Below are 14,069 nucleotides of genomic sequence, written 5' to 3'. Positions count from 1 at the left end.
CCAGCAGGTTGGTGGTGGCCGTGCGGCCTTCGACCACTGCACCGTTGAGCGACAGGTTGACGGCCTCACCGGTGGCCGTATCGGTCAGTCCGGAGGCACCGGCTACCACGCCCAGCGCATAGGTCTGCGTGCCGGCCCCGTCAGCGCCAAACGCCGAGCTGAAGTTAGCGGCGAAGTTCTGGGTGGCGTCGGTGGTCAGCACCGTTTCGTCAACCGTCAGCGTTGGCTCCGTGCCGGTGGTGCTGATGCTTGGCCCGTCGTCCTTGAACACCAGGTTCTGGCCGATGTTCAGCGTGGCATGGGCACTGTCGCCGTCCTTGTCGGTGATGGTGGCCGTCAGGGTCACCAGATTGTCCGAGGTCAGGCTCGTCGAATCATCCGGATTGGTTGGGTCGGGATGCACCACGGCCCGTTGCTGGTCGAGGGTGACATCACCATTAGCGGCGACGCTGACCGTGAACACCAGCAGGTTGGTGGTGGCCGTGCGGCCTTCGACCACTGCACCGTTGAGCGACAGGTTGACGGCCTCACCGGTGGCCGTATCGGTCAGTCCGGAGGCACCGGCTACCACGCCCAGCGCATAGGTCTGCGTGCCGGCCCCGTCAGCGCCAAACGCCGAGCTGAAGTTAGCGGCGAAGCTCTGGGTGGCGTCGGTGGTCAGTACTGTTTCGTCGACCGTCAGCGTTGGCTCCGTGCCGGTGCTGCTGATGCTTGGCCCGTCGTCCTTGAACACCAGGTTCTGGCCGATGTTGAGCGTGGCATGGCTGCTATCGCCGTCCTTGTCGGTGATAGTTGCCGTCAGCGTCACCAGGTTGTCCGAAGTCAGACTCGTCGAATCATCCGGATTGGTTGGGTCTGGATGCACCACGGCCCGTTGCTGGTCGAGAGTGACGTCACCGTTGGCGGCGACGCTGACCGTGAACACCAGCAGGTTGGTGGTGGCCGTTCGACCTTCGACCACGGTGCCGTTGAGCGACAGATTGACGGCCTCACCGGTGGCCGTATCCGTCAGCCCGGAGGCACCTGCTACCACGCCCAGCGCATAGGTCAGCGTGCCCGCACCGTCGGCGCCAAACGCCGAGGTGAAGTTGGCGGTGAAGTTCTGGGTGGCGTCGGTCGTCAACACCGTTTCGTCGACCGTCAGCGTTGGCTCGCTGCCGGTGGTGCTGATGCTCGGTCCGTCGTCCTTGAACACCAGGTTCTGGCCGATGTTCAGGGTGGCATGGGCACTGTCGCCGTCCTTGTCGGTGATGGTAGCGGTCAACGTCACCAGATTGTCCGAGGTCAGGCTCGTTGAATCATCCGGATTGGTCGCGTCGGGATGCACCACGGCCCGCAGCTGGTCGAGGGTGACGTCACCGTTGGCGGCGACGCTGACCGTGAACACCAGCAGGTTGGTGGTGGCCGTGCGGCCTTCCACGACGGTGCCGTTGAGCGACAGGTTGACGGCCTCACCGGTGGCGGTATCGGTCAGCCCGGAGCCGCCCGCGACCACGCCCAGCGCGTAGGTCAATGTGCCCGCGCCATCAGCGCCAAACGCCGAGCTGAAGTTGGCGGCAAAATTCTGGGTGGCGTCGGTGGTCAGCACCGTTTCGTCCACGATCAGCGTTGGTTCCGTGCCGGCCGCACTGACGCTCGGCCCGTCGTCTTCGAAGATCATCTTGGAGCCGATTTCGGCGATCGAGGTGGAGGCTTGGCGCAGCGAGAAGCCGCCGATATCAAAATCGGCGTGGTTATCGCCTCTGGCGTCGAGGGCCGCGCCGTTCTCGATGAGTACGCGGTTGTGATCCGATGTCGTGGTGTATTCAATCTGGTAGCCGGCTTTAATACCGGTGAGTGTTGCAACCCCACCCGTAAAGCTGATGGTGATGGTCGGATCATTCACCGAGCCGTCGGAGTTTTCGATCACCAGCCCGGTGCTATTGTTGATGACTTGAACATTGGTGATGGCAACCGGCGTGTCATTCGCATAGCCGTTGATGAAATTCGCGCCAGGTTCAGCAGCGGTGCTGAATGCGCTGATTTTTACCACGGCAGTCTTGCCGCTTTGCAACTGCACGACGTCGAAATTGGCCGATGTCGAATTGTAGACGCCGGTAAAGTCGATGTTGGACTCAACATCGGCTTCGGTCTGGCTAAGGTTGGGAACGGTCACATCCTGCCGGGCGCCGGTGACGAATGAAAAGCGGATGCCTTCCTGTTCCACGATCATCTGGTTGTTGGTGCCGATGGTGGTCGGCCCACCACCCTGGCTGGTATTGATCGTGTCGCCAGTGTTTATCTTGGCGCCGCTTGACTCGTCTGCGGGGTCCTTGCCGGTAGCGATGATGGTAGGGTCGGTGATCCGTGTGACACCATTGACAACTTCAGTTGCCGGGTTCGCTTTCGTGAACATCAGGAAGAGGTTCTGACCGGACGGCGCACCGGCCAGGCTGAATCCCAGGTCCTGACTGACTCCGACGAACACCTTATCCTGCAGATTGAGCGAATCATCGGGGGTCGTCGCATCTGGATGCTTGAGCGGTTGGTATTCCACGGTCCAGATCTTGCCGCCCGAGACTGGCGATCCGGTTTCTTCAATGTAGGCAGCGAACACGATCGCACCATCCGCGGCCCCGGCTCGACCCACAAGGATGTTGTTATTGTTCGTATCGGTGTAGAGAAGGATGCTGGTGCCATCGAGGGTATCCAGTCCGCTATCCAGGCCATTGAGCGGTGCGCCAGCACTGTCGACGAAGCGGATATCGGTAACGCCGGACGGGTCGGTGAGGGTGAATGCATTGCTGCCGGTATTGCCTGCGGCACCGGTATAGCCACTCAAGGCCGCGCCCGTTGCGGTACCTGCCCCCAGTGCGGTCAAACGGGTAGAGAAAGTCGAGGGCAGGGATGCCAACAAAATATCGTTGTCGTCAGCGTCTCCCGCGGGGCTTGGCGTGGCGGTGAGGTTCTGCAATCCGGCCGTTTCGTCCAGCGTAACGTTTGCGCCGGGCGTCACGCTCAGAGCGTTGGTTGTAATCGACGTTAAGTTGAGGGAGGTCGGATCGCTCGTTAGCGATGAATTTTGCTCGCGAATAGTCATGACGTTCTCCTGAGCAATTACGGTCATTGAGGCCGGACCATTGACTTCTGCAACTATGACTAATCGCCGGGGATTGCACATCGGCCGATACTCCCAGGCGGGATGGGAGTTTCGGCCTACGTGGGAGGGGGAAACGGGATGAGGGCGCGAAGGCGTGCTGTCGCATATTCCGTTTGTGAATGAGCACATGCTGCTGATGCTCGCCCGGACTTTAACCGGCAGCGCGTCGAGCTGAATGTGAGCCAACTCAGGTGGCTACTGGAACCGCAAAAAACAATGCGAGGGTGGTCCGCACCACCCTCGCATCCTTTTACGCGCGCGCTGCCTCAGGCGCTGCCATGGACAATGTCGGTACTCAGCAGATCGACCCCGACCAAGGTGATGGTCGTGATTTGTCCGCCCGTTTCGGCAACCGTCACGATGCTGTCTGCGCCGCTGTTGTCGATCGACTGGACAACGGAGCTCTGGTCGCCGTTGAGCACCAGCGTGTCGCGCAGGCCTGCGCTCGCATCGAAGCCGGTGACCTGGTACTTGTTCTGGGTGAATGACAAATCGACGTTGAAGGCATCCCGCTCACCGCTCGTGCCCACCAGCGTGAAGTCGAAGGTGGTGCCCAAGTCGTTGGCGAACAGGTTGGCGTCGAACGTACTTGTTGCCGAGTCTCCATCCTTGTCCGTCAGCGTCGCGTTGAATGCCAGCTTGATATCGCTGGCCAGGTTCTCGGTCTGCTGAATGAACTGGATCACCGGGATCTTGATATCGCCTCGACCCATCGTGAGTTGAACCGCGTCGATCAGCGCCGTGCCTTGTTTCTCAACGAGGAAGGACACCTGTCCGCCGGCCTCAGGCGTCAGGGTGTTCACCTCGGTGAGGTTCGAGAACGTGCCATCCTCGTAGTAGATCCGGTAGTACAGATCCTCGGTCGCCGTGTTGTAACCTCCCACGGAGTTGTCGATGAAGATCTTCATGGCCGACAGCAGGCTCTCCGGATTGATCACGAAGCTTTCATCGGTAGCGCCGATTGCCGCCAGGTTGTCTCCCTGGAGGACGTTATTGGCGACGCCGATGCCGGCCGTGCTGACGTTCATGGCCCTCGGGTCGATGTACGACGGCAGGGGGTTGGTCTGTAGCTGGGCTTCGGTGGGGTCGGTTGCTCCAAGCCCGATACCGGTCAGGATGTCCGAAGTCGACGCTAGCGCCTTCGCGGAAAAGAACACAATCTCCTCGGATGCCGAAGGAATAGTCGGGTCATTCGTCTTCGGAATTAACAATGTGCGCACTGGATCCGGGCCGCCGGCACGGAGCGAGCCGTCGGCACTGCTGAGCACGATCGTCGAACCGAAGCCCTGCACCAGGTCCAGTGCATAGCTGCCATTGGCATAGGCGGTCAGCGTGTAGTCGACGGTGGTATCCGCCGTGGCGGCGTTATTGTCGAAATCGCCGGTCAACGTCCCTGCAAATTGGTACGCGCCATTGCCGTCCGGTGAGGGCGACTGCTCGGTGAGCGTGCCGGTGCCGGTCGTGGTCGTGTTGTCTGGCCTGACGAGGGTGAACTGGTTGTTCACCAACGAGATATCCAGACCGTTCGCATCCAGCCCGTCGGCGCCGGCCGAGTTATCCCAGTACCCGAATTGTGGAAGGACGCTACCGGTCCCGATCAGGTTGCCGAACGCGAGTGTTGGCCCGTCGTCTTCGAAGATCATCTGTGAGCCGACTTCAGCGGTCGAAATCGAGGTTTGGAGCAGCGTGAAGCCGCCGATATCAAAGTCGGCGTGGTTATTGCCCTTGGCATCGAGGGCCGCCCCGTTCTCGACGAGCACGCGGTTGTGATCCGCCGTTGTGGTGTATTCAATCTGGTAGCCGGCTTTAACGCCGGTGATGGTTGCAACCCCACCCGTAAAGCTGATGGTAATGGCCGGATCATTCACCGAACCGTCTGAATTCTCGATCACCAGCCCGGTGCTGATGTTGATGACGCGAACGCTGGTGATGGCAACCGGCGTGTCATTTGCGTATCCGTTGATGAAATTCACGCCAGGTTCAGCATCGGTGCTGTATGCGCTGACTTTTACGACAGCACTCTTGCCGCTTTGCAACTGCACGACGTCAAAACTGGCCGTCTTCGCATTGAAGACGTCGGTAAAGTCGATGTTGGCTTCAACATCCGCTTCGGTTTGATCCAGGTTGGGAATGGTCACATCCTGCCTGGCACCCGTGACGAACGAATAACGGATGCCTTCCTGTTCCACAATCATCTGGTTGTTGGTGCCGAAGGTGGTCGGGCCACCCGCCTGGCTGGTATTGATCGTATCGCCAGTATTTATATTGACGCCAGATGACTGATCTGCGGGGTCTTTGCCGGTGGCGATGATGGTGGGATCCGTGATCCGCAAAACACCAGCGTCGTCGACAACTGTCGGGTTCGCTACCGTGTACATCAGGAAGAGGTTTTGACCGGAGGGCGCATCCTTCAGACTGAATTCCAGGTCCTGACTGGCTCCGACGAACACCTTATCCAGCAGATTGACAGCATCGTCGGGGTTGCTAGCATCCGGGTGACTGAGCGGTTGGTACTCCACGGTCCAGATCTTGCCGCCCGTGGCCGGCGATCCGGTTTCTTCAATATAGGCAGCGAACACAATCGCGCCATCCGCGGCCCCGGCACGGCCCACAAGGATGTTGTTGTCGTTCGTATCGGTGTAGAGAAGGATGCTGGTGCCGTCGAGGGTAAGCAGTCCGCTGTCCACACCATCGAGCGGTGCCCCAGCGCTGTCGACGAAGCTGATATCGGTAATGGTTGCTCCGGGCGGAGCGCTGATAGTGAACGCATCGCTGCCCGTGTCACCCACGGCACCGGTATAGCCACTCAAGGCTGCACCCGTTGCGGTACCTGCCCCCAGTGCGGCCAAGCGGGTAGAAAAGGCCGAGGGCAGGGACGCCACCAGAATGTCGTTGTCGTCAGCGTCTCCTGCAGGGCTTGGAGTGGCGGTGGCGTTTTGCAACCCGGCCGTTTCGTCCAGCGAAACGTACGCGCTGGTGATTCCAATAGCCATGATTTTTCTCCAGAACAATTGCGGTCATCGAGGCCTGACCGTTGACCTTTTCAACTGTGACGAAGCGCCGGGGATTGCACATCGGCCGATACTCCCAAGCGGGATGGGAGTTTCAGACTACTTGGGAGGGGGAAACGGGATGAGAGCGCTAAGGAGCGGCGTCGCCTATTCCGCGTATATGAAAAGGCTGATTGAAGACAAAGGCGAGTTTCGAGTAGCGGAAAAAGGGCCCTTTGAGGGCCCTTTTTCTACACGCATACGCCAAAACGCCATGCGAACTTATGAGCTGGTTTCTCCCCGCCGAATCACGATGGGCGGCTCGATCAGCCGCAGTTCGAGCTCACCCGAGGCCGGCACGAAGCGCGGGCCAGTGCTTTCAGGCGTTGCCCGCAACCTCCAGGTGCGCTGCACCTTCGCCAGTTTGGCGACTCCCGACGCCACGGACCAGCGCCGGCAGACCTTCTCCAGTTTGAGCGGGTAGAGGGTGAGTTGGTCGCCATTGAAGTGCATGCGCAGAAAGCATTTGTGGTCGGCGATGCGTTGCGAGGAAAAAACCACTTCGCTATGTAGCCCCCATAAAGTATTGGCCATGACCATCCAGGCACCGAATAGCAGGCCTCCCAAACTACCGCCGAGCACCAGTGTCCCCACCAGGAACAACAAGACCTGGAGCAGGTTTTCTACCTCGAACTGCAAGTAGTGGATGTTGATACGGCCCATGAGCCACAGCAGCCCGATCGCCAGTCCCAGGTGAAGCAACCCGTGAACGGCCCCGACGCCATAGGCAAGCTTTCGGGTGCGCTTGACCCCGGCGGCCGAGAGCACTGCGCAGCCCAGCACAATGGTCACGGCGAGCATCACCGACGAAGGACTGTGTGCCAGAACCAGGACCAGCTGTCGCCATACCTCGCGCAGGTTGGGAATAGATACTTCGAGGCCAGACAATACCTCGACCAGGCTGCGATTATCGCGCGCCGGGTGGGGCACCTTGCTGGCGCTTTCTACCATCCAGTCGAACAGCAAGTACAAGATCGCCAGCATGCCGCAGAACGAGAGGTTGTGGGTGGGTAGCCGCCATGCCCGATTACGCAGCTGTTCGGAGGTCTTTTTGTCCGGGTAGGTTGCCGCCAGCTCGTAGTGCTGCGGCGTTCCGCCGACGGTGATTGGCTCGGGCGGATCTGGAAGTTGATGAGTGCCATGCAGGAAGGCGCCACCGCCTCCGCAGGTGATGCGTTGCGGTGCCTGGCTGCCGGCTTTTGGCTGGTAGCGCGCGTAGTGGTGCGAGTCTCCGGCCAGGACCACCGCCAAGTGGTCACCCAAGAGCTGCTCGATCTCGCGCAGACTGCTGAAGCGCAAGGTCTGGGTCTCGATCGAGGGCAGGGTCTTGCGCCCCACGCGTGCGAGTCGTTCGGCCTCATCCACCCAGCTCGGCTCGGGTGTACAGAGGATCACGCGGTCGCCTGGTTGCAGTTTGGCGCGCATCTCTTCGAAGTACTGCTTCTGCTGTCGGTCGATCATCGACTCCAATTGCAGGTCCAGACCCCAGATCCACCAGCCATTGGGCAGCTGCAGCACGTAGTAACTGGTGTGTTGACGGGTTTCCCAGCCGCCAATGGGCTTCTGCTCGCAAAACAGTTGGGAGAAACCGCGCAGGCCGTCATACCAATCGTGGTTGCCGGGCGTCGCCACCATCCACGGTGCACCCGGCTGCGGCACGGGCTGGTCCTGCTCATTCGGGCGAACCTTGGGGACCGGCGCGGGGAAGGCGGCGCGGAAGGGATCGAGGAAACGGGTGCGATAGCCGGATTGGGCCGGTGTGGGGTAGACCTGATCGCCGCCGAGCAGCAGCACGTCGCCGCGCGGCAGCGTGAGCTTCGGCAACTTGACATCCTGGCTGACGCACAGCGCCATGGAATAGGTGGAGTCCCAGCCATCGCCGGTATCCGCCAGATAGTCGATCCACACGTCGCCGTCGGCAGCCACCTGGATGGGCGGGTTAGAGTCCCGAGGGTTGAGCATGGCCAGTACATCGCGTGGGTCCGCGAAGGCACCCATGGTGGTGGCGGCGGCCGATTGCATGCCCGTGCGCATGAGCTGAAACGGGCCTAGCCAGTTGACCATCGACTCCTGGGTGTAAAGCTCGATGCGGCTATTGGTTGTGGAAGATGGGGTGGAGTGGGTCATGGCGAGGAGCGCAGAGTGCCCCTCTCCAAAGTCGCCATCTCCAGCGCGGAACTCAATCGATTGCTCCTTCATCGCCTAGCCTCCATTGCTGTAAAGAGTCCGGGTACATCAGGTGGGGTTTGACTTCTTGTCGGTTGATTCAGAATAGGTCAGTTATGCGATAGCCGCCGGTTCATGGCAAGACGATCAAAACGATGGACCCGCCGCAATGGCGGGTCCGGAAGGGGGATCAGAGTGTAGGCAACTGCCCGATGCGCCCCATCATCTCGGTCACGATCTGCAGGTCCAGCAGGAACTGGTCGACGGTCTTGAACTCGTTGTCGTTGTGGCCGGTGTATTTGAGCTCAGGCCTTGCCAAGCCGAACTGCACACCGTTGGGCAGCTCATGGACCGAGGTGGCGCCGGCTGAGGTACCGAACTTGTGTTCCATGCCAAGGTTCTCGCTGGCCACCGCCAACAGCGCCTTGACCCATTCACCTTCGGGGTTGCGGTACATCGGCTCGGCGATCTTGTAGTCGAAAGCCACTGCAATGTGAGTCTTCTTGCTCCAGGCACCCAGCTTTTCGGCGATTTCAGCCTTGAGCGCTTCCGGGGACTTGCCCTTCGGCACGCGCAGGTTGACCGCAAGCTTGAAGGCTTTTTCATCCATCCCGACATAGGTCAGGGAGGTGGTCAGCGGCCCCATGAAGGCATCGGAAAAACCGACCCCCAACTTGCCGCCCAGGTAGTCCAGTCCCCAGTTGTCGACGGCATAACGGGCGGCGTCGGTAATGTGGTTGTGCTTGAGCGCGACCTTGCCGTCGAGGCTGTTGATGAAGCCCAGCATCCGTGCCACCGGGTTGATGCCTGACTCGGGCTCGGAGGAGTGGGCAGAAACACCGGTGACTGTGAGCTTGACGTCCTTGCCGACGACCTGGGCGGTCACCTCGAAGTTTCCGCCATTGCGCTTGGCATAATCGCTACCTGCCTTCTGCAGGCTGGCGGCCAATTCGGCGGGCTTGTCAGTCACAAGGGTAGCGACCGATGTCGACGGAATCTGGTTGGTTGCCAGGCCGCCCGTCATTGAGGTGATTTCGGCGCCCTTGCCCTGAGCGTTGCGCCGGGCAAAGTTCGCCATGACGGTGCCGTAGCCTTTCTCGGCAATCACCACTGGGTAGCCGCCATCCAGCGCCAGGTTGTAGTTGGGTGTCGGATTGTGTTCGAAGTAGTAGGGGATGGCGTCGCTGGTGGTTTCCTCGGTGGTGTCTACCAGCAGCTTGAAATGGCGAGCCAGCGGCAGCTTCTCTTCCTTGATGATCTTCATGGCGTAGAGCGCAACCACGATGCCGTTCTTGTCATCCTCGGTGCCTCGGCCATACATGCGATCGCCGACCAGGGTGACCTTGAACGGATCGAGGCGGGTGCCGTCTTTCAGGACCCAGTTCTCCGGCGTCACGGGCACCACATCGGCGTGCGCGTGAATGCCCACGACTTCGTCGCCAGCCCCTTCGAGGGATATTTCATAGACGCGGTTGTCGATGTTGCGAAAGTTCAGGTCGAAGGCCTGGGCAAGGCCCTTGAGCTTGTCGCCGATCTTGATGAATTCCGGGTTCTCGTGCTGGGCCACGCCGTCCACGCGGAAGGTCGGGATGGCCACCAGTTCGCGCAGGGTCTCGGTGGCCGCGTTGCCGTACTTCACCCGTGCATAGAGGCCAAGCAGGCGATGGATTTCGTTCTGCTGTTCAGCGGAAAGGGGCTTATTGCTCTGGAAAGCACTGATTGTCGGGCCGAGGTTGCCGGTTTTGGCAAGATCGCTCTTGGCCAGGCGTTCCAGGAACTGCCTGAAGTCCGTTACCGATGCATCGCTGAAGGTCTTGAGGATGGTCGCGCTCTGTTGCGGGGTGATGTTGGCGTGCGCTGAGGTAGTGAACGACGAAAGGCTGGCCAGCATCAGGGTTGTCGCGGCCAGGTGCTTGAGTGAGAAATCCATTGCTGGGGGCATTCCTTTGCAGGTGGTTGGTAGGAAATATCTGATTGATTAGTCAGAAACTTTTCCAAACTAACACCAAGAGGGAGTAGTACGGGAGTACCTGAAGTGCGATCTGTCGCACAGAAATGCAAAAGCGACGCAGAAATGAAAAAGCCTACCAATACAACTCGAAGGCATTTTGCGCGCCCGTCTGGAGGCTGCTGCCCAAGCGTTTGCACTCGCGAGAAAGGGTGTCTTGCAGCCATTGACGGTCATCCCCTTCGGCGCGACAGAGGCGAAAGCGCTGCAGGCGAGTGGGTATCAGCTCCAGCGTCTGCAGGCGTCCGTCCGGGGCCAGCGAGGCAAAGTACAGAAGCCCCAGGTCGCCGCGATAATCTGCGTGGCCCTCGATGCCTTCGTAATCGTTCAGCAGATCCCCGCAGCCATAGAGAATCAGGCGTTCGCGGTACACCTCGATGCCCTTGACGTGGTGTGAGGAGTGGCCATGCACCACATCAACGCCGGCCTCGTCGATCAGGGCATGGGCGAACCGGATCTGCTCCTGCGGGATCTCGAACCCCCAGTTGCCGCCCCAATGAATGGAGGCCACCACCCGATCCCCGGGATTTTTGTACTGGAGAATCCGTTCGGCCACGGGGCGCAGGCTTTGCATCGACAGATCTTCCAGCCGCGCGACGCCCGCGCGGCTATCCGTGGCGGCCCACTGCGGTGGAATGCCGCTGTCGGGAGCGCCGAGGCCAAACACCAGCAAGCGCCGCCCGTCAGGCTGCGGCAGCACGGCGGGCGCTTCGGCGGATTGCCGGTTGTGCCCGGCGCCGGCACTGCACATGCCGTTGTTCGCCAGGGTGGCCAACGTATCGGCCAGGCCAGGGGGACCCCAGTCCAGCACATGGTTGTTGGACAGCACGCAGCAGTCGATGCCGGCGGCACTGATGGCCGGGAAGTTCTCCGGGCTCATGCGGTAATTGATGCCCTTTGGCTCCGGTCGTCCGCGGCGGGACACCGCCGTTTCCAGGTTAATGATGCGTGCGTGTGGCTGACGAAGTTCGAACTCATCCAGCGCAACGCCCCAGATATAGGTGAAATCGACCGGGCGGGGAATCGGGCCATCGCGTCGTTCTGCCAACCGGACGTAATCGCCGGCTTTCTTGACATAGTCTTCGTAAAGCCGTGGATCTCCAGGATGCGGCAGCACTGCGTCGATGCCTCGGGCGGTCATGACATCGCCGGTGAGAAACAGCTTCAGCGTATCGGTAACGGCTGCCACGGCACCCTCCGGATATCCCGAATAGCCTGGTTCAACAGTAAATGTCTGTTTTAAAACAAATTAGTTTGTTTTTGGGCTTCCCAGACGCCGCGAAAGTTGATAAATTTCCGCGCGTTCTTGCAGAGGCCCTTACGGGGCTTGCAGCGTAGGGACGCAGCAGCTCGATATTGCTCGCAAGCTGCGCATTCAGAAAGAGAGTGCCAGGCACTCGTCGCAACAGCTACAGGGGCGTCGCCAAGCGGTAAGGCAGCAGGTTTTGATCCTGCCATGCGTTGGTTCGAATCCAGCCGCCCCTGCCATTTTCTTACATCCATCCCGATATGACTCAGCCTGCAGGTATTGCGCAGCTCCGGGATGGTTGTCTTTACGAGAAACGCCAACGCCGATTCGGCTTGGCGTTTTTTTGTGTCGCTCATTCAGCCGACATGAGAGCGCGGCGAGCGCGACGCCGTAGCGGCGCGCTCGCCCGTCACTCAGTGGGGCGCGCGAGGGATGGTCTTGAGCAGGTCTTCAGGGCTGATGTGCCCGACAACCTGCTGCACGCTGCCCGGTTGCGGCAGACCAAGGATGTGCCCCTTCATCTTGCCGATCACGTGCATCTCGCAAGGTTTGCAGTCGAACTTCAGTGTCAGCACTTCGTCACCGTGCACCAGCTGCATCGGTGCGACCTTGGTGCGCACGCCGGTGACGCCTTTGGCCTGCTTGGGGCAGAGGTTGAAGGAGAAACGCAGGCAGTGCTTGGTGATCATCACCGGCACCTCGCCGGTCTCCTCGTGAGCCTCATAGGCCGCGTCGATCAGCTTGACGCCGTGACGGTGATAGAAGTCGCGGGCTTTCTGATTGTAGACGTTGGCCAGGAACGACAGGTGGGACTCCGGGTACATCGGTGGCGGATTGGTCTCGGCCTTGCGACCACCCCGTGGGTGGGCTTCGATGCGGGCCGCGGTCAGCGCTTCGATGACTTCGCGGCGCAAGGCCTTGAGCTGCGAGTTCGGGATGAAATACGCCTGCGGTGCATCCAGCTTGATATCCGTGGCGTGGTACTGCGTGGTGCCCAACTGGCCGAGCAAGTCGTGCAGTTGCTCCAGGGCCTGTTCCGGCTTGTTGGCCAGGCCGAATGGACCGTCCAGGGCGACATTGGCGCTGACACCTTCCTCGCTGGTGGCGGTCAGTTCGAGGCGATCCTCACGCAGGCGAGCGACCCAGGCCAGACCCACCCGGCGCTCGGCGGAGGTCTTGAGCAGGGCTTGCTGCCAGTTGTGGTCGAGGTTGCGGCTCAGCGGGTGATTGGGCCGCAACTGGTGCAGCCCCTTCGGCATTTCGTTGGGTTCGACACGGTAGCGGTAGCGCTTTTCACCGTCCTCTTCGAACTCGCCCTTGGGCTCGGCAATGTTGGTACGCCAGCCCACCACCTCGCGCTTGACCAGCACATTGAGGCCGTCGCCGTTGGACAGCGGTTCGTGGGTGACCACCAGCAGGTCGCGCTTGCCGACTTTCTCCACCACGCCCACCGGCAGACCGGTGAAGGTCGGCGAGTCGAAGGCGCCGATGTCGATCTTGCGCTCGCTGACGAAGTAGTCGGTGCTGCCACGATGGAAAGTCTTGTCCGGATCGGGCAGGAAGAAGTGCGCGGTGCGGCCGCTGGAAGCGCGAGCCAGGTCCGGACGGTCTTCGAGGACGTCGTCCAGGCGCTGGCGATAGTAGGCGGTGATGTTCTTCACATAGCCCATGTCCTTGTAGCGCCCCTCGATCTTGAACGAGCGTACGCCGGCTTCCACCAGCGCGCGGATGTTGGCGCTCTGGTTGTTGTCCTTCATCGACAGCAGGTGTTTTTCGTAGGCGATCACACCGCCTTTTTCATCCTTGAGGGTGTACGGCAGGCGGCAGGCCTGGGAGCAGTCGCCACGGTTGGCGCTACGGCCGGTCTGCGCATGGGAGATGTTGCACTGGCCGGAGAACGCCACGCACAGCGCCCCATGGATGAAAAATTCGATGGCCGCGTCGGTTTCGTCGGCAATCGCGCGGATCTCCTGGAGGTTCAGCTCGCGGGCCAGTACCAGTTGCGAGAAACCAGCCTGATCGAGGAACTTCGCCCGCGCCAGGGTGCGGATGTCGGTCTGGGTGCTGGCGTGCAGCTCGATCGGCGGAATGTCCAGCTCCATCACGCCCAGGTCCTGGACGATCAGCGCATCGACGCCGGCGTCGTACAACTGGTGGATCAGCTTGCGCGCCGGCTCCAGCTCGTTGTCATGCAGGATTGTGTTGATGGTGGTGAACACCCGCGCGTGATAGCGACGGGCGAATTCCACCAATTGGGCGATATCGCTCACCTCGTTACAGGCGTTGTGGCGGGCGCCGAAGCTCGGGCCGCCGATGTACACCGCGTCGGCGCCATGCAGGATGGCCTCGCGGGCGATGGCCACGTCACGGGCGGGGCTGAGCAATTCCAGGTGATGCTTGGGTAGGGACATGTTTTTTTAGTCTGGCTTGTCACGGTCAAGGTGCGCATTGTAGCGG

6 protein-coding genes and 1 tRNA gene are annotated in these 14,069 nt (G+C 60.8%); 1 reads left to right on the top strand and 6 read right to left on the bottom strand.

The genetic code is table 11. From position 1 onward, the window contains the following. The 5 genes from AC1D2Q_RS27250 to AC1D2Q_RS27230 all read right to left on the bottom strand — a co-directional run. A partial coding sequence (locus AC1D2Q_RS27250) for a DUF5801 repeats-in-toxin domain-containing protein (protein WP_477815227.1) occupies positions 1–3,079 on the bottom strand: 3,079 nt, incomplete at its 3' end. A 326-nt stretch (positions 3,080–3,405) separates the two neighbouring features. Then, complete coding sequence (locus AC1D2Q_RS27245) at positions 3,406–6,132, bottom strand: DUF5801 repeats-in-toxin domain-containing protein (protein ID WP_477815226.1); 2,727 nt, start codon at positions 6,130–6,132, stop codon at positions 3,406–3,408. Between the two features lie 279 nt (positions 6,133–6,411). Further along, positions 6,412–8,388, bottom strand: a complete 1,977-nt coding sequence (locus AC1D2Q_RS27240; RefSeq protein ID WP_477815225.1) for a preprotein translocase subunit YajC — start codon at positions 8,386–8,388, stop codon at positions 6,412–6,414. 157 nt (positions 8,389–8,545) lie between these two features. Then, positions 8,546–10,285: a dipeptidase gene (locus tag AC1D2Q_RS27235; RefSeq protein WP_477815224.1), complete on the bottom strand. Its 1,740-nt coding sequence runs from the start codon at positions 10,283–10,285 to the stop codon at positions 8,546–8,548. 154 nt (positions 10,286–10,439) lie between these two features. Further along, on the bottom strand, positions 10,440–11,552 hold the full coding sequence (locus AC1D2Q_RS27230; RefSeq protein WP_477815223.1) for a CapA family protein: 1,113 nt from the start codon (positions 11,550–11,552) through the stop codon (positions 10,440–10,442). Positions 11,553–11,776: 224 nt separating this feature from the next. Between AC1D2Q_RS27230 and AC1D2Q_RS27225 the strand changes: the two genes are divergently transcribed. Beyond that, a tRNA-Gln gene (locus AC1D2Q_RS27225) sits at positions 11,777–11,851 on the top strand. Positions 11,852–12,025: 174 nt separating this feature from the next. Here AC1D2Q_RS27225 and AC1D2Q_RS27220 read toward each other — a convergent pair. Beyond that, positions 12,026–14,023, bottom strand: a complete 1,998-nt coding sequence (locus AC1D2Q_RS27220) for a peptidase U32 family protein (RefSeq protein WP_477815222.1) — start codon at positions 14,021–14,023, stop codon at positions 12,026–12,028. Between the last annotated feature and the right edge of the window lie 46 nt (positions 14,024–14,069).

This window comes from Pseudomonas sp. P1_A1 (assembly GCF_056406935.1).
The sequence above is the reverse complement of the archived record's forward strand: the minus strand, read 5'-3'. Positions and strand labels throughout refer to the sequence as shown.